The 16,575-nt window shown below is 59.1% G+C and carries 17 protein-coding genes; 10 read left to right on the top strand and 7 right to left on the bottom strand.

Going from position 1 to position 16,575, the window contains the following annotated elements:
* Positions 1-89: 89 nt before the first annotated feature.
* Positions 90-257, top strand: a complete 168-nt coding sequence (locus tag ACYVGC_RS09280; protein ID WP_460583538.1) for a type II toxin-antitoxin system RelE/ParE family toxin — start codon at positions 90-92, stop codon at positions 255-257.
* Here ACYVGC_RS09280 and gldG read toward each other — a convergent pair.
* From gldG to gldA, 4 genes are all read right to left on the bottom strand, one after another.
* The gene (gene gldG, locus ACYVGC_RS09275; protein WP_460583537.1) at positions 254-1,981 is read right to left on the bottom strand and encodes a motility-associated ABC transporter substrate-binding family protein; all 1,728 of its coding nucleotides are present in this window, start codon (positions 1,979-1,981) and stop codon (positions 254-256) included. The genes ACYVGC_RS09280 and gldG overlap by 4 nt on opposite strands.
* A 63-nt stretch (positions 1,982-2,044) precedes the next feature.
* Complete coding sequence (gldF, locus tag ACYVGC_RS09270) at positions 2,045-2,773, bottom strand: gliding motility-associated ABC transporter permease subunit GldF (RefSeq protein WP_460583761.1); 729 nt, start codon at positions 2,771-2,773, stop codon at positions 2,045-2,047.
* 86 nt (positions 2,774-2,859) lie between these two features.
* On the bottom strand, positions 2,860-3,204 hold the full coding sequence (locus tag ACYVGC_RS09265; RefSeq protein ID WP_460583536.1) for a hypothetical protein: 345 nt from the start codon (positions 3,202-3,204) through the stop codon (positions 2,860-2,862).
* 21 nt (positions 3,205-3,225) lie between these two features.
* On the bottom strand, positions 3,226-4,134 hold the full coding sequence (gene gldA / locus ACYVGC_RS09260; protein WP_460583535.1) for a gliding motility-associated ABC transporter ATP-binding protein: 909 nt from the start codon (positions 4,132-4,134) through the stop codon (positions 3,226-3,228).
* Between the two features lie 359 nt (positions 4,135-4,493).
* Between gldA and ACYVGC_RS09255 the strand changes: the two genes are divergently transcribed.
* Positions 4,494-5,549 (top strand): hypothetical protein, encoded by a 1,056-nt coding sequence (locus tag ACYVGC_RS09255; RefSeq protein WP_460583534.1) that lies wholly within the window; start codon positions 4,494-4,496, stop codon positions 5,547-5,549.
* A 9-nt stretch (positions 5,550-5,558) separates the two neighbouring features.
* Here the strand turns inward: ACYVGC_RS09255 and ACYVGC_RS09250 are convergent, their stop codons facing one another.
* A complete protein-coding gene (locus tag ACYVGC_RS09250) occupies positions 5,559-6,254 on the bottom strand; it encodes an SDR family oxidoreductase (protein ID WP_460583533.1) in 696 nt (231 codons plus the stop codon).
* 22 nt (positions 6,255-6,276) lie between these two features.
* On the opposite strand from ACYVGC_RS09250, the gene ACYVGC_RS09245 reads away from it, so the two are divergent.
* Positions 6,277-7,068, top strand: coding sequence for a head GIN domain-containing protein (locus ACYVGC_RS09245; RefSeq protein WP_460583532.1), 792 nt, complete (start codon positions 6,277-6,279; stop codon positions 7,066-7,068).
* A 139-nt stretch (positions 7,069-7,207) separates the two neighbouring features.
* On the opposite strand, the gene ACYVGC_RS09240 is transcribed toward ACYVGC_RS09245, so the two are convergent.
* Positions 7,208-7,909 carry an SDR family oxidoreductase gene (locus ACYVGC_RS09240; protein ID WP_460583531.1) on the bottom strand — a complete coding sequence of 234 codons (702 nt, stop codon included), beginning with the start codon at positions 7,907-7,909 and terminating at the stop codon, positions 7,208-7,210.
* 99 nt (positions 7,910-8,008) lie between these two features.
* On the opposite strand from ACYVGC_RS09240, the gene ACYVGC_RS09235 reads away from it, so the two are divergent.
* Both ACYVGC_RS09235 and ACYVGC_RS09230 read left to right on the top strand, forming a co-directional pair.
* Positions 8,009-8,740 (top strand): MlaE family ABC transporter permease, encoded by a 732-nt coding sequence (locus tag ACYVGC_RS09235; protein ID WP_460583530.1) that lies wholly within the window; start codon positions 8,009-8,011, stop codon positions 8,738-8,740.
* 92 nt (positions 8,741-8,832) lie between these two features.
* Complete coding sequence (locus ACYVGC_RS09230) at positions 8,833-9,645, top strand: ABC transporter ATP-binding protein (RefSeq protein WP_460583529.1); 813 nt, start codon at positions 8,833-8,835, stop codon at positions 9,643-9,645.
* 32 nt (positions 9,646-9,677) lie between these two features.
* Here ACYVGC_RS09230 and ACYVGC_RS09225 read toward each other — a convergent pair whose 3' ends face one another.
* Entirely contained in the window at positions 9,678-10,937 is a 1,260-nt protein-coding gene (locus tag ACYVGC_RS09225) for an NAD(P)/FAD-dependent oxidoreductase (protein ID WP_460583528.1), read from the bottom strand.
* A gap of 119 nt (positions 10,938-11,056) precedes the next feature.
* Between ACYVGC_RS09225 and fabG the strand changes: the two genes are divergently transcribed.
* From fabG to ACYVGC_RS09200, 5 genes are all read left to right on the top strand, one after another.
* Positions 11,057-11,806, top strand: a complete 750-nt coding sequence (gene fabG, locus ACYVGC_RS09220) for a beta-ketoacyl-ACP reductase (RefSeq protein WP_460583527.1) — start codon at positions 11,057-11,059, stop codon at positions 11,804-11,806.
* 82 nt (positions 11,807-11,888) lie between these two features.
* Positions 11,889-12,419 carry an SRPBCC family protein gene (locus ACYVGC_RS09215; RefSeq protein ID WP_460583526.1) on the top strand — a complete coding sequence of 177 codons (531 nt, stop codon included), beginning with the start codon at positions 11,889-11,891 and terminating at the stop codon, positions 12,417-12,419.
* Positions 12,420-12,500: 81 nt separating this feature from the next.
* Positions 12,501-13,172 carry a YiiX family permuted papain-like enzyme gene (locus ACYVGC_RS09210; protein WP_460583525.1) on the top strand — a complete coding sequence of 224 codons (672 nt, stop codon included), beginning with the start codon at positions 12,501-12,503 and terminating at the stop codon, positions 13,170-13,172.
* A 22-nt stretch (positions 13,173-13,194) separates the two neighbouring features.
* Positions 13,195-14,010 (top strand): hypothetical protein, encoded by an 816-nt coding sequence (locus tag ACYVGC_RS09205; protein WP_460583524.1) that lies wholly within the window; start codon positions 13,195-13,197, stop codon positions 14,008-14,010.
* A 308-nt stretch (positions 14,011-14,318) separates the two neighbouring features.
* Positions 14,319-16,400 (top strand): VWA domain-containing protein, encoded by a 2,082-nt coding sequence (locus ACYVGC_RS09200; protein ID WP_460583523.1) that lies wholly within the window; start codon positions 14,319-14,321, stop codon positions 16,398-16,400.
* Positions 16,401-16,575 lie beyond the last annotated feature (175 nt).

Here is a 16,575-nt window from a genome sequence, read left to right as displayed (position 1 = left end):
ATTTGCAGACCGTCCAGCAATATGCCAATGTTTCCTCTGCCGCTTATGCCGAGCGACTGGTGAACCAGCTTATTGAACTAACGCGCTAGTTGGAGAGCTTGCCCGAGATTGGTCGGATAGTAACCGAGATTGGGTTACCCGCCGTTCGGGAAATGCTTAAAAATGGGTATCGAATAGTTTACCGAATCATTTCAGCCGACCGACTCGATATTCTGCGCATCTACCACAGCTCTCAGCCGTTACCTACCCTTACTTAAAACCGCGTGTAGCGCCGCTTGCGCCGCCAGGCACGCACCGCGCCAAAAGCGGCTAGCAGCACCAGCGGCGCGCCCAAGTTGAGCAGCTGCCACTGCTGGCGCTTGTCGGCGAGCTGCACTTTGTCGAGAGGGCGCAGCGTAATTTGCTTGCCGCGCACGGCGATGAGGCCGGTTTCATCAAGCAAATAATCGGTGGCGTTGAGAATCAACTCACGGTTAGCAAACTCGGTGCTGGAGAGGCGGTCGTAGCCCAGGCGCAGGGGGCGACCCGACTTGGTATCCACGTCGTTACGAAGGAAATCACCGTCCGAGATAACGAGGATTTTACTGGGCTGGGCGTTGGGATTTTGGTCAGGCTGATACTTGGTAGTGCCCGGCTCGGCCCGGTTGGCAAACAGCGAGCGGAACTTACCTTCCAGCAAGTAACCTACTGACTGATAGCTATTTTGATACAGCTTAGGATTGGGCTCCAAGCGGGCGTCGTTGAAGTTAATGGGTACTGGCGCTGGCAGCACGCGAGTGTAGCGCGAGGTGGTCATGAGCGACGTTTTGCGAATACCGGCCGCCTTCACAGTGTCGATATTACCCACAAATTTCAGGTACACCGCGTCGAGGTTGCGCGTTATCGGGTTGGGGCTGAAGCGGTTGATGAGCGGGTAAAGCTGCCAGGGCAGCGGCTCGATTTTAGGCTTATTGCCGGTCATGCCGGTCACCAGCGGAATTTGACCCGAGTTCAAATCCAACAGCAAATCGGGGTTCAGCCGCACGCCGTAGCGGAAGAAGAGGTCGTCGAGGTTTAGGTTGTAGGGCGTGGCCAGGGCCGCGCCGTTGCGGCTCACGCTGTCGAGGTCAGCGCGCAGGGCATCCACGAAAAACAGCGCCCGCCCGCCGTGGGTGATGAACTGGTCGAGCCGGAATTTTTCCAGCTCCGAGTACGGGCCGGTGGGCTTGGCCACTACCACGGCATCGAGGTTGCCGCGCAGGTCTTTCACCTGGCTCAGGTCCACGCGAAACACGTCGTAGTTCTGGCTCCAGGCGGTGAGGATGTCGGCCATGTCGGCGTTGGGCAGTTCGCCGTGGCCGGTTACGATACCCAGGCGGCGCTTGGCCCCGCCGGGCGGCGCCACCTGCCGGATGGTGCTGGCCAGCTCGTATTCCAGGCCCTCAATACTCTGGTTCAGACGCTGTTCGGGGGTGGCTACCTGGCTGCCGCGCAGCAGCAGCACGTTGCGGCTTTGGCCACCAGCCTCTACTACGGCCCAAGGGAAAATGATTTTTTCGACCCGCTTGCCGTTCTCATTTGCACCCAGGTTAGTGGGTTTCAGGCCCTTTTTGAAAAGCGTTTCGTAGAATTTATTGCGGCCCGCCTCGGTGCCGGCCGCGCTGGGGTCAATAAAGATAAAGTTCAGATTACCAGCCCCGTATACCTGCATCTCATTCAGGGTTTCGCGCACGCCCTGCTCCAGGCGGCGGAAGGTGGGCGGGAAGTCGCCGGCTAAGTACACGGTGATGGTCACGGGCTGCTTCAGGTTGCTGAGTAGCTGCTTGGTAGCCAGCGACATGGTGTAGCGCTTTTCCTCGGTGAGGTCGAGCCGGAAGAAAAAGCGCTGGGCTACGAAATTGAGCACCAGCAACGCGCCTACAATGGCCGCAAAGCGCAGTAAATCGGTTTTTTTAGCTGTTAGCTGAGAGCTGTTAGCTGTTAGCTTTTCGTTGTTACTCACTTGGCTACCTTATTCTTATGAAAAAAGCTAACAGCTAAGGGCTATCAGCTAACAGCTAAATTTCTACGCCCAATTGCGGCTACGGACGGCCAGCCGGGTACCCAACAGGGCCACGGCTACCACGGTGAAGAAATACAGGACGTCGCGCGAGTCAATCAGCCCCTTGCTCAGGTCGCGGTAATGCGCCGCGATGCCGAGTTGGCTCACGTAGTAAGCCGGCGCGCCCTCCAGGATGGAGGCCAGCGAATCGAAGCCAGTGTACACCAGAAAGCACGCCACCACGGCCAGCACGAAGGCGATAATCTGGTCACGGGTGAGGGCCGAGGCCAGCACGCCCAGCGCCGAAAACACGGCCGCCAGCAGCCCCAGGCCCAAGTACGAGCCCACAGTAGCCGCCGAGTCGATGTTGCCGGGCGGCGAGCCCAGCTTGTACACCGAGAAGTAGTAGAGCAGCGTCGGAATAAGCGCCAACAATGCTAATAGCAAACAAGCCAAGTACTTACCGCCCACTATTTGCCCATCGGTGAGCGGGCGCGTGAGCAGCAATTCCATCGTGCCAGCCTTCTTTTCCTCGGCGAAGGTGCGCATGGTAATGGCCGGGATGAGCAGTAAAAACAGCCACGGCGCGAGATTGAACAGCGACTGCAAATCGGCGTAGCCGTAGTCGAGCACGCTGCTATCTGGGAACACCCACACGAACAGCCCGGTAGCTACTAAAAACACGCCGATGACGACGTAGGCCACCGGCGAGTTGAGAAAGGCGTTGAATTCTTTTTGAAGGATGGTGAGCATCTTGAATTGTTGATTGTGCATCTGCTACCGCGAAATAATTGCGATAAGCAAGTCACTCCTGGGTGACATTGGTACAATCGGGTAAATTAGGGCTTAGGCAAAACAGAAGACAACCTCTTTTGCACCAACACAAGTTTATCTGGTTCGTTAGGCAGAATTTTGATAAGTAACGAATCCCCTATATGAGGTACGAACGCTGGAATACCAGTACCATAAATATCATAGGCGTACTTTTTTCCGCGATAATGGTATTCAACGTTCGTGAACCATCCTTTGGCATAATGTCGACCGATAATCTTAGCAGGCACTTCTATTCCATTTTCTTCAACATCCTGTGTGTCTTGTGATACTTTGTATTGCCACCATAGGCAAATGCTAAATAGCGTCCATAGAGTCAGTATTATTGAATACTTTTTAAATTCCTCTTTCATCAGAAGAAGCAAGGAGTCAAATCACTTCGTCAACTCCCCAAACACCGTTTCCAGGCTCTGCTGCTCCTGCCGCAGCCCGAGTAGCAGCCAGCCTTGCTCCACGGCGAGGCGCGACACGGCGGCGCGCACGTCGGTGCCCGGCGCGGTGCGGATGAGTACCACGCCCTGCCCGGCGGCCTCCACGGCGCGCACGCCCGGCAGGGCGGCCAGCGGCGCGGTGGTTACGACACCCTCAAACTCGGCGCGGAGTACGGTTTCGCCGGCGGCACGGGCGGCTAGCTCGGCCACGGGGGCGTCGGCCACCAGCTTGCCCCGGCTAATGATGACCACGCGGGAGCACAGGGCAGTGACTTCGGGCAGAATGTGGGTACTGAAAATCACCGTTTTATCCTCGCCCAGCTCACGGATGAGCTGGCGGATTTCGCCAATCTGGTTGGGGTCGAGGCCGGTAGTGGGCTCGTCAAGGATGAGCACTTCGGGGTCGTGCACCAGGGCCTGGGCCAGGCCCACGCGCTGGCGGTAGCCTTTGCTGAGCGCGCCAATTTGCTTGTTTTGCTCGCGGGTGAGGCCCACCTTGCCCACCAGTTGGGCCACGCGCTGACGCAGCTCGCGGCCGCGCAGCCCGTGCACCGAGCCAATGAATTCGAGATACTCGTGCACGTACATGTCGAGGTAGAGCGGGTTGTGCTCGGGCAGGTAGCCCACGCGGCGGCGCACGGCCAGGGGGTCTTGCTGCACATCGAAGCCGCCGATGCGCACCGTGCCGGCGGTGGGCGGCAGGTAGCCGAGCGCAATTTTCATGGTCGTGCTCTTGCCCGCGCCGTTGGGACCCAGGAAGCCCACAATTTCGCCCTTATCGGCCCGGAAGCTGATATCGTCCACGGCGTTTTGGGCGCCGTATGCTTTTACAAGATTCTCTACTTCAACCATGCGGTTCAGGTGGCCGGCAAGCGCCGGTTCGAGCCGTAAAGTTCGCGCTACTTGGCGTTATTTCCACGGGCCCCTTTCTTTGGGGGGTTAAAGCGAGCTGCGCTGGCCAGCGTAAGGGGGCTTGGGCAAAAGCCCCTTGCGCCGGCCGGCACCGGTTTGCCCTCGTTCTGCGTTACCCTTCTTGCCGTATGCCCCCCGCGCACCCCGCTTCCGAGCACAAATTTTACCAGCCACCCTCCTCCAGAATTGGGTCCTGGCTGTTTTTTTCAATATTCAGCGGCATTTTGGTCTTTAACTGGTGGCCCGGGGCGCACTCGGTGGGTGAGCACCTGTTCTTTGGGCTAGGCGAGGCAATTTTAGTGTGGCTGCTAATTAAGTTTTTACGGGACAAGCCAGTTACGTGCCTGACCATTGGGCCCAAAGGAATAACCAAGGAGCAGGGTGGCACCACGGATACTCTGCGCTACCTCGACGTGAAGGGATTTTCAGAAAGGCACGCGAAACACTATGTTTACACGGTGATTGAGGCCCTGCCGACCGTCGGCAAGAATAAGGACATCGAGGTAGAGCCAGAGTTCCCCGAGTATCAGACAATCCGGGCCCTGCTGGCCATTTACGTAACTGACCTCGACGAAGAGGAGGAGGCCCGCGACCAGCTGGCCCGCGACCAGGCCACGGCTAAGCTACTGCAAGACAGCCGACTAGGCCCCACTCCTAGCGCCCGCAGCGCGGCCCTGAGCCAGAGCCAAAAATTTACCCTCTGGCTCAACATAGTCGCTATGCTGGCGGGGGTATGGGTCGCGTTTTATCCGCATCCGGCGGAGCTGGCAAGGGCCCTGGCCGTGGCTGTGCCGCTGGGGGCCGTGGGGGCCCTCTGGGCGGGCCGGGGCTTAGTGCAGTTTATCCCCAACTCCGAAGACCCGCACCCTAACATGCTCACGGCCATTGCGGCCCCCACTCTACCGCTACTTTTCCACCTGATAACCACTTATAATTTCTTTTTGTGGCGGTCGCTGTGGCCCGTAGCGGGGTGGATTGGCCTGGCCTTTGGGGCGCTGCTGCTGCTGGGCGGCTGGCGGGGGGTAGCGCAGTCTAAGCGGCTAGGGCTGGTGCTACCCGTGGCCCTGGTTCTGGCCGCCGCCTACGGGCTGGCGGCGGCCATAGCCTACAATATAGCCGGGGGTGGGCAGTACCTAACACGCTACGTAGCTCCCATCGCTTACAAAGGGGTATCGAGCGGCGACAAGCAGCACTATTATGTAGCAACCACGCCCTGGCCTACCACTCAGGCCGAACACAAGTTTTTGGTTAGCCCGCGCTACTACGCGCAGAAGCAGCGCGGCGATACCATGCAGCTTCGTTTGCACCACGGCCGGCTGGGGGCAGACTGGGATTCGGTAACTGGCCCCGAGTAAGCTGATTACCTACTTCTTCACGTTGGCCGGGCGCATCTGTACTTCCGAAATCATGGTGGCGTCCGGGGCTTCGAGGGCGTGGATAATGGCGGCGGCAATATCGGCGGGTTGCATCTTGGCAGGGTCAGGCTCCTGGCCGGGCTGGCCGCCGTTGAAGTTGGTTTCGACCGAGCCGGGCATCACGCAGGTGACTTTTACGCCATCGGGCCGCACCTCCTTGAACAGCGCGTCGGAGAAGCCGCGCACGGCGTACTTGGTGGCGCAGTAGCCCGCCAGGTTGGCGGTGCCGGCCGTGGCGGCCAGCGAGGCTACGTTGATGATGTGGCCGGCGTGCTGCTTTTTCATGGCCGGCAGCACGGCGCGGGTGCAGTAAAACAGGCCGTTGACGTTGGTATCGAATAGGACGTGCCAGTCTTCCGACGAAAAGCCGTCGATGGGGCCAAATTTGCCCAGGCCGGCGTTATTCACCAGCACGTGAATTTCGGGGCCTAGCTCGCGCTGGGTGTTGGTGTAGGCTTCAGCTACGGCGTGCTCATCGCGCACATCGCAGGCAAAAAATTGGAAGCGCTCGTGGGTGAGGCCCTCGGGGGCCGTGCGGCCCCAGCCGGCCACGGCTGCGCCGCGTGCCAGCAGCGCCTCTACGGTGGCGCGGCCAATGCCGCTGCTCACGCCGGTAACGATGGCAACTTTCCCGCTTAGGTTCATAAATTCAGGCAAAATTTGACGGATGCAACTGCGAATAGTGGTACAAAGTAACGCGCTAACCGGACTGCGCCGGGCGCTGGGCCTACTGGCGGCTAGCCTGGCGCTGGCGGCCTGCCAGCCAGGCCACGACACCGACTGCCTCAAAAGCAACGGCCCCGTGACTGTGCAGCGCCGCGCCGTGGACCGCCGCCTGCGCAGCGTACTCGTGTATAACAACGTGGACCTCACCATTGTACCTGACACGGCCACGTTTGCCGAGGTGCGGGCCGGCGAAAACGTGCTCGATGATATCACCTTCGCCACGCCCACCGGGCCGCAGCAGCTCGTTGTCGACAATACCAGCCGCTGCAACTGGGTGCGCAGTTATGATACCCCGCGTGAGGTGCGCCTGCACGTGGCCCGCAGCAGCACGAATTTTACCATTGAGCAGCGTGGCTATGGCCTCGTTACCAGCGAGGGCCAATGGACACAGGATACACTGTTTCTGCGCCTCGTGAGCACCGGCGATATCAACCTGAACGTGCGCTCGCGCTACCTCTATACCGACCACTACGACGCGGGCGACATGACGCTGCGCGGCACCGCCGAAGAATTTCACCCCAACATGGGCAGCAACGGCTTCCTGCTAGCCAGCGGCCTCGACACGCAGCGCTGCTACTTTCTGGCCTACCGCGACTGGATTGGCGACATGCACGTGCGCTGCCACGGCAACATCGGCGGCACGCTCAATGGCACGGGCCGGTTTTTTTACACCGGTAACCCTTCGTTCGTTGATATAAAAGGCACCAATAAGGGCAACATGTTTCAGGAGTAAGATTGGGGCATTGAGAACGTGATGCTTCCCTTCGGTCTGCATCACGTTCGCTTCATCCAAACGATGCGAGTGAGATGCTTCCCTTCAGTCTGCATCACGTTCTTTATGGCTTTAACGGCTTCTCAAACACTTACATAAACTACAGCAAATCACCCAGTTGCGGGCGAATTAGCAACTCCTCTACCACGGCGTGGGGGGAGAGCTGGAAGGCCCCGAGCACGGCGGCGGCCACGTCGGCCGGGTCAATGAAGCGCGCGTCGGGGATGTCGGCACCGTCCCAGCTGCGGGTGCGAGTGGCGCCGGGCAGCACGGCCGTCACGCGCAAGCCCTGGGCTTTCACTTCTTCGCGCAGGGTTTTGGTGAAGCCCAGCAGCGCAAATTTGGCCACGCCGTAGGAGCCGCCATTGGGGTAGGGCATTATGCTGGCCGTGGAGCAGATGGTGAAAATGTGCCCCCGCCCCTGCTGTAGAAATGTAGGCAGCAGCGCCCGCGTCACATCGTAAGCACTCAACAAGTTGACGTTCAGCATCTCGCGCAGGCGTGAGCCATCGGTGGGCTCATCCTGGAAGCGGCCGGGCACGTAGGCCCCAGCGTTGTTGAGCAGGGCCGCTAGCGGCAAACCCAGGCCCAGCACAAAGTCGGCAAAGCGCTGGCAGTCGGCGGACTGGCTGAGGTCGGCGGGCAGGGTATACAGCGCCGCGCCGGGCTGTGCAACAGCTAGCGCGGCTAAATCGGTGGGGTTACGGGCGCAGGTTGCCACGGCATAACCAGCGGCTAAGAAACTCAGTACCAAGGCCCGCCCGATGCCCTGGCTCCCGCCCGTAACTATTACTAACTCCATTGCTGAGGCCACTATTTCCTGGGTTTATACGTATGACGCGCAAAGATGCCCCGCCGCCGCTGGCTGGGGCTGCTCCGGCGGCTTCTATTCCCTTTTTCTATGTTTAAAATTTTCGGCTCTTTCGTATTATTTCTGTATAACATGACGACGCGAACCGAGCGGTTCAAGGTGTTGTGGCGGCGCTTCTTCGAAGAAGCCACACTCATCGGCGTCAACTCCATTTTTATCGTGGGCATTGTGTCGGCCTTCATCGGGGCCGTAACCTGCATTCAAATTGCGTATAACCTTACTAATCCGCTCATTCCAAAGTCGACCATCGGCTATATGGTGCGCGAAATGACGATTCTGGAGCTGGCCCCTACCATCACGAGCATCGTGCTGGCGGGCAAGGTGGGCTCGTCCATTGCCGGCGGCCTGGGCACCATGCGCATCACCGAGCAGATTTCGGCCCTTGAGGTAATGGGCATTAACTCAACATCTTACCTGGTGCTGCCCCGCATCCTGGCTTCCATGATTATGTTTCCGCTGCTGGTTATTCTGGCCATGGCGCTGAGCATTTTGGGCGGTTACATTGCCGGCACCTTATCGGGCGTAATGGCCCCGCAGGATTATATTGAGGGTATCCGTACCGATTTTATTCCCTACAACATCTTCTTTGCCCTCATCAAGGCCGTTGTTTTTGCCTTCCTCGTGTCGGGCATTTCGGCTTACAAGGGTTATTTCACCGAAGGCGGTGCCCTGGAAGTAGGCGCGGCCAGCACGGCGGCCGTTACAAACTCTATCATTGCCATTTTGCTAGCCGACTACGCGCTGGCCGCCATCCTGCTGTAATGACTGGCTGCGTGAATGAGTGACTGCGTGAAGCATTTATTGCCCTTCCCTGTTCACTCAGTTGCCCACTCACTCAATCACTCCTTGTATCCATGATTGAAATATCTAACCTCGAAAAATCTTTCGACGGCAACCAGGTTCTCAAAGGCATTAGCTGCACCCTCGAAACCGGCAAGTGCAACTTGCTGCTCGGTGGCTCGGGCACCGGCAAAAGCGTGTTGCTCTCGTGCATTGTGGGCTTGATGAAGCCCGATATCGGCTCCATCACCTTCGATGGCACGGTATACACCAACTCGAAGGTGGATATCCGCCAGGAAATTCGCCGCAAAATTGGCATGCTGTTCCAAGGCTCAGCGTTGTTTGACTCGATGACGGTGGCTAAAAACGTGGAGTTCCCGCTGCAAATGCTGACGCCCGACATGACCGACGAGGAGCGCCGCGACCGCGTGGAGTTTTGCCTCAAGCGCGTGGGCCTCGAAAACGCGGGCAACAAGATGCCTTCTGAGATTTCGGGCGGTATGAAGAAGCGCGTGGGCATTGCCCGTGCCATTGCGCCGAACTGTACCTACCTGTTTTGCGACGAACCCAACTCGGGCCTCGACCCCGCCACCAGCATCAAGATTGACGAGCTGATTTACGAAATCACGCACGAGTACAACATTACCACCGCCATCATCACCCACGACATGAACTCGGTGGTGGGCATCGGCGACCACATCATTTTCTTGCACCAGGGCAAAAAGCTGTGGGACGGCAACAAGGAAGAAATTCTGAATGCCCAAGTGCCCGAGCTGCGCGAGTTTATCTTCAGCTCGTCGTTGGTGCGTGCCGCCAAGCGCATTGAGCAAGAGGATGGCCCGCAGGGCCTGGAACACCTGGCCGCCGAGCCGCTTTCAGACCTATAATATTCTGATTAAAAGTATTTTAAGAACTCCGCTCACTTACCGAGCGGAGTTCTTTTTTGGCCACCAAACAGCAGTTGCAGGTAAAATTTAGGCTGCTTGAGCCGCGCCCGCAGGTCGATATCCAGAAACATCATCGACAGCGTTTCGGCCAGCGTAGGGTTATGCGCGGCGCGGTTGGCTACAAAATTGAACAGGCTAGGCCAGCGCATGAGGCGCTGCAACATGGTGCTCAGGCGCAGTTCCTGGCCCAGGCGGCGGTACACGGCCGCATCGTAGCCCGCCAACAGCTTCGCCGAGCAGTCATTAGCCGCCAGCGCCTGGCCTGCCCAGTCGGCGGCATGGCGCCCGCTTACCATGGCGTGGCTGATGCCCTCACCCGTGAAGGGGTCGATAAGCGAGGCCGCGTCACCCAGCAGCAAGTAATTGTCACCCGACAACACGCGGCGCTTGGAGCCCAGCGGCAAGCCCCAGCCGCGCACCGGCTCTAGGCGCTCGGCCTTCACAAAGCGCTCACTTAGAATGGGATGAGTAGCCAGCAGGTGCAAAAATTTCTCGCGCAGATTGATTTTATCGCGGGCTACGTCGCGGCTTAGCATTCCCACGCCCACGTTGGCCTCGCCGTTGGGCAGCGGGAATATCCAGAGGTAGCCGGGCAGTAGCTCGGGCAGAAAATGCAACTCCAGAAAATTATCGGCGCTGAGCCCAGCCACGCCCCGATAGTAGGCCCGCAGGCCCGCGCAGTAGTGTGCCGGCTCCAGGGCCTGCCCTGCTACCTGCCGCACAAAGGCCGACTGCGCGCCGTTGGCCACCAACAGCAACTTACACTCAATCAATAGCTTATCATCCTTGTCAAACAACTGCCAGCCGGTAGCCGTGCGCACAGTGCGGGCCACGGCGCAGCCCTCCCGGAAGTCGACGAGCGACTGCTGGCGCACCTCTTCAACTAGCAGGTTGTCGAAGTCGAGGCGCTTGACCACGTAGCCATCGGGCGGGCTGCTGGCGGGGTCGTAGCGCGGCTTGAAGGGCACGCTCATGCGCCGGCCATTAGGCGCGAAGAAGCTGATGCCCCAGCTTTTGGCCTCGGTGGCCAGTGCCGCCAGCCGGGCGGGCAGGGGGCCGCCCAGGTGGCGCAGCTCGGCCAGCACCTTGCCGCTGAGCGCATCGCCGCAAATCTTGTCGCGCGGAAACGTGGCTTTGTCCAGCAGCACGCAGCGGTGGCCGGCGCGGGCCAGGTGCAGCGCCGCCGTGGCCCCACCCGGCCCCGCACCCAAAATGCAAATTTGGTAAGCCATTGGCTGTTAGCTACTAGCTGTTAGCTTTTTCCAAAAGCCTCTTATCAGCCAACCGTATCATAGTCAAAGCTAACAGCTAGTAGCTAATAGCTATCGGCTAAAACCCCTATTTTCGCCCCATGAATCAGACTCTCGTCGGAAAAGTAGCCCTCATCACCGGGGCTTCGAAAGGAATTGGCCGCGCCATTGCCACGCTATTTGCCCAGCAGGGCGCCCAGGTAGCCTTCACCTATTTGTCATCGGTCGAGAAAGGCCAGGCGCTGGAAACCGAGCTCGCCGCCCACGGCACCAAAATAAAGGGCTACCGCTCCGACGCTTCGGACTACACCCAGGCCGAAAAGCTGGTCGACGACGTGGTAAAGGAATTTGGCAAGCTCGATATCCTGGTCAACAACGCCGGCATCACGCAGGACGGCCTGCTCATGCGCATGAGCGAGGAGCAGTGGGACAACGTGCTGAACGTCAACCTAAAGTCAGTATTTAACCTCACCAAAGCCGCCACCAAGCCCATGATGCGCGCCAAAGTGGGCAGCATCATCAATATGACCTCCGTGGTGGGCATAAAGGGCAACGCTGGCCAGGCCAACTACGCCGCCAGCAAGGCCGGCATCATCGGCTTCACCAAGTCGGTGGCCCTGGAGCTGGGCTCGCGCAACATCCGCTGCAACGCTATCGCCCCCGGCTTCATCGAAACTGAAATGACCAACGCGCTCGACCAAAAGCAAGTAGATGAATGGCGCAAGGCCATCCCGCTCAAGCGCGGCGGCTCGCCCGAGGACGTAGCCAAGGCTACGGCCTTTCTGGCCTCGGATGATTCGGCATACATCACCGGGCAAGTGTTGCAAGTGGATGGCGGCATGCTGACGTAAGCGAGGCTGGGGTTTTCTTACTGCGCCCGTAACTTGGTCTTTTCGGTACTGTTCCATTTCTCATCTTTTGCAATAAATTGCTATGAACAAGAAAAAGCTGGCTTATGGGACACTAGCGTTGGGAGCAATGGTCGCCGCTATCGTTATCATCGATAAAAAGCAAGTATATCCGGCCGAAACGCATCCTAATCCGAATGCCCCAGCCAAGACTGACCAGCTCATCCGCATCAATGCCTCACCTGACAAAGTATGGCAACTGCTGAGCCGGATTGACGACTGGGCCGTGTGGAACTCCGACATCACAGCACCGCACCTCAATGGCGCGTTGCAGCCGGGCACCAGCTTCGACTGGAAAACAGGTGGGCTTACTATTCATTCCACACTGCATACCGTTGAGCCCAACGCCGCGCTGGGTTGGTCGGGTAAAGCATTTGGGGCCTTTGCAATTCACAATTGGACATTAATTCCGCACGAAAGCTACACGGAAGTACGGGTAGAGGAGAGCATGGAAGGCTGGCTGGTGCGTTTGCTAAAGCCAATTTTTCAGCCGAGCCTGGATAAATCTATTGCTGAATGGCTAACCTCGCTTAAGCAGGCGGCCGAAGGAGTGTAAACTGGTTTACGTACTTGGTTAGCCCTATGAACCAAAGGCTTAAATTCGGAACGTCAAGCATTTTTTAGGTACGCACTCGTTTTGAGAAAGACTATTTTTTTGCTTCTGGCGGTATTACTTCTGCTCTTTACTACCCACGCCACCCGTTCGCGCCTGCTATACTACCAAAACAACCGGGCCGCTAAAGCAACCACTACTCAAATCGCGCCCCAACTCCACGAAGGCGACCTAATTTTCCACACTTCCCAATCAGCTCAGAGTCAGGCTATTCAACTAGCCATGCACTCACCGTACAGCCACTGCGGCTTGCTGTACAAAGTCAGCGGCGAGTGGCAGGTATTTGAGGCTGTGCAGCCGGTGAAGCTGACGCCGCTGAGTGGCTGGGTAGCGCGGGGCCAGGGCCAGCACTTTGTGGTAAAGCGGCTGCGCGACGCGGCCACGGCCCTCACACCGGCGGCGTTGGGCCGGTTGCGGGCGGCGGGCCAGCCCCTGCTGGGCCGCGATTACGACCTGGCCTTCAACTGGTCAGACAAGCAGATTTACTGCTCAGAATTGATTTGGAAGGTGTACGACCGGGGGCTGCACCGGCAGTTGGGGCAGTTGCAACAGCTGCGCGACTTCGACCTGCGCAACCCCGCCGTGCAGGCCAAGCTGCGGGAACGCTACGGCCGACAATTGCCACTGGATGAGCCAGTTATTTCGCCGGCCAGCATATTTACCAGCGCGGAGTTGGTAACGGTAGTTAGCCGTTAAGGCTATTCGTGATAGAAATGCAATGATTAGAAAACTCGCTTTTCACCTGCTGTTTTGCCTGGGTGCCTTGGTTTCGTCTGCCCAAACCAGCCAGGTCACGTTTCCTTTACCGCCCGAAAGCGTGGCTTATAGGCGCACCCAGCTAGCTGCGAGTGACTTACGACCGACTGACAAACTGAGCCAGTACACCAACTATGATTTTAGTCCACTTTGGCTGACAGCTTCTAACGAGGTAGTAGTGGGCTTTATAGGGCCGGGCTATCAGCGTCTGCGTCTTAAAATTTTAACTGCGCAACGTGATAAAGCCGACCCCACCCGCTACCAGGTGACGGGCAAAACGCAGGTTCTCGGTTACGTAAGCACATTCAGCGGCACCATAGTGATGCGGCAGGTGCGCGAGCTACGGGTGCTGGCCAATCGCATTGACGAAACCGTGTCCCCGGCCCGGCAGGAAGGAATATTACTAGCCAATTATGAATTGCGCGAAAATGCCTCCCAGCCAAAAGCAGGCGTTTTTCGAGGGGTCATGGAAACCGATTGGTATCTTGACAAGCAAGGCAAGCTGACCTATGACGACATTCGCACGACGGGTGACGGCCTCTGCAACAACCAGTTCGTGGGCACGTGGACGAGCTACACTACCAAAAAAGCGCTGCGCTGCAACTGGGGCGATTATCGAATTCCGCATTCGGGCGATTTTGATATGGGAGCAGGGGAATTCGGCCCCCAACCCAAGTATTACGCCAACGGGTGGGAATATTTTGCAGCTCTTTACGGCGGCAGTGAAGCGGCGCGCATGCAGGCTGAACAGAAAGAAAAGAAGGTTTGGTGGAAATAATATTTACACTCACCCTCTGGCAGTATCCCGGTAGCATACCTACTGTGGGCAGCTGGTTATTACGCTTCGCAGGTGCCAGGCACTAGGCTGCCAACACCGAGAGAAATAGCCGCTACACAGCCAGGGGAAGCCAACTAGTAGCGCAGCCGCAAAAGCCGCTGAAATGCGTGCGGCAGCGAACGCAGCGCGTGCCGGCCGCCGTTAGGCACGCAGCTACCGCGGCGGGCGCGCATCTTTGCGGGCGCGTGCTGGTTGGCGGGCTTTTTTCGTTTCTTGCTCCGCGCTGGTTGAAAGGCGCGCTTCTGCTCTTGCTTTCTACTGCCTATTCTCCCTGGTTTATCCTGCTTTGCCTGGCCGTGGGCGCGGGCTACGCGGCGCTGCTCTACTCGGCCCAGGCCCCGTGGAGCCGAGCCATCAACTACGTGCTGGTGGGGCTACGCTTTGTGGTGGTAAGCTTTCTGTGCTTCCTGCTGCTTTCGCCGTTTATCAAAACGACTACCACGCGCACAGAGGCCCCCACGATAGTGCTGGCTGTTGATAACTCACAGTCCATCAGCCTATTCACGCCCAAACCGGCGCTCGGCCAGCTCACGGCGGGCTTGCCCCAGCTAGCTAATACGCTACGCGATAAAGGCTTCCGGGTCGAAACCCGCACGCTCACCAAGCCCAGCGCCGCGCCCGATTCGCTGCGCTTCACGGCCAGCCGCACCGACCTCAACCAGCTCCTCAGCGACAGCCGCGAAGCCAATGCCGACCGCAACCTAGCCGGCGTGGTGCTCGTGAGCGACGGCCTCGTGAACCAAGGCCAGGAGCCGCAGTTTTCGGAATTTAGCTTTCCCATCTTCAGCGTGGCGCTGGGCGATACCGTGGCCAAGCGCGACTTGCGCCTCACCGACCTGGTATATAACCGGGTGGCCTTCAGCGGCAATAAGTTTCCGCTGGAAGTTGAAATCGGCTACGAAGGCTACGCTGGAGGAGCGGCCACCGTGGAGGTGCGCGAGGGCGGCCGGGTGCTGGAAAGCCGCCGGGTGGCCTTGCCTACCGGCCGGCGGCGCGTCAAAACCACGTTTCAGCTCACGGCGCCCGTGCCCGGCAAGCGCCGCTACGAGGTGCGCGTGCTGCCCCAGGCCGGCGAGTTTACGACGCTCAACAACACCCGCACCGCGTTTGTGGAAGTGGTGAAGGGCAAGCTGCGCGTGCTGCTGGCCGGGGCCGCCCCCCACCCCGACCTCAAGGCGCTGCGAGCCGCCATTTTGGCTAATAATAACTTTGACCTCACGCTGGTAGTGGCGGGCGTGGGCGCGCCACTGCCCGCCACCGCCAGCTTCGACGTGGCCGTGCTGCACCAGCTGCCAGCCCGCGGCGGCCTGGGCCAGGAGCTGCTGGCGCGGGTGCGGGCGGCGCGGGTGCCCGTGCTCTACGTGCTGGGCGCGCAGTCCGATTTTACTACTTATAACCAACTAAATACGGGCCTGAATGCGCAGCCGCGTGGGGCCCAGACCGACGAGGTAACGCCGCTGCCTAACCCCGCCTTTGCGCGCTTCCCGCTCGATGAGGAAAGCCGGCGGCGCTTTGGGCAGTACCCGCCGGTGCCGGTGCCATTTGGCGATTTCCGGCTGGGCGGCGGGGCTGAGGCGGCGCTGTGGCAGCAAGTGGGCCGCCTGCCCACCCAAAAGCCGCTGCTGGTGTTTGGCAGTGCCGCTGGCACTGGCCCCCGCGCCGCCACGCTGCTAACCGAAAACACTTGGCAGTGGCGCTTGGCCGAGGCCATTGCCCACGACAACCACCCCGAGGTATATGACCGCCTCATCGGCCGCACCTTGCAACTGCTGACCCAGAACGCTAATAAGAAGCGCCTCGACGTGTACCCCACCCAAGATGCCTTTGGCACCCAGGATGATGTGACACTGGGCACCGAAACGTATAATGCTGTCTTTGAGCGCATTTACGACCAGAAAATAACGCTCACGCTCACCGACTCGGCCAGGAAAGCCCGCACTATCACGTTTGCCAACGCTCCCGATGGCTCGCCGCTGCACCTCGGGCCGCTGCCGGCCGGCCTCTACCGCTACCAGGCCCGCGCCACGCTCGGCGGCCAGGCCCAGCAGGCCAGCGGTGAACTACTGGTGCAAAACCAGCCGCTCGAAGCCCAGGAATCCAAGGCCAACCACCGGCTGCTGGCCCAGCTTAGCCGCCGCAGTGGCGGCCGGCTCTACTACCCCGCGCAGCTCGATAAGCTGGCTCAGGATATTGAAAAGGCCAATTTCAAGCCCCAGCTTTCCAGCGAAGAGGACTTGAAAGACTTGGTAAACCTGAAGTGGCTGTTCTTCGCACTAGTGGCGCTACTGGCCGCCGAGTGGGCCACCCGCAAGTACCAGGGCGGCGTGTAATTCAGTCATTAGTATTTATGTATGAGCCGTCTGTCATTGCGAGCGCAACGCAGTGGAGCGCGGCAATCGCACTAGAACGACCCCAAAACGACGATGCGCGGGTATCGTTCTGGTGCGATTGCCACGCTCCACTGCGTTGCGCTCGCAATGACAGACGTTATCGCATGAGCCCGAA

Source organism: Hymenobacter arcticus (genome assembly GCF_054779975.1).
The sequence above is the reverse complement of the archived record's forward strand: the minus strand, read 5'-3'. Positions and strand labels throughout refer to the sequence as shown.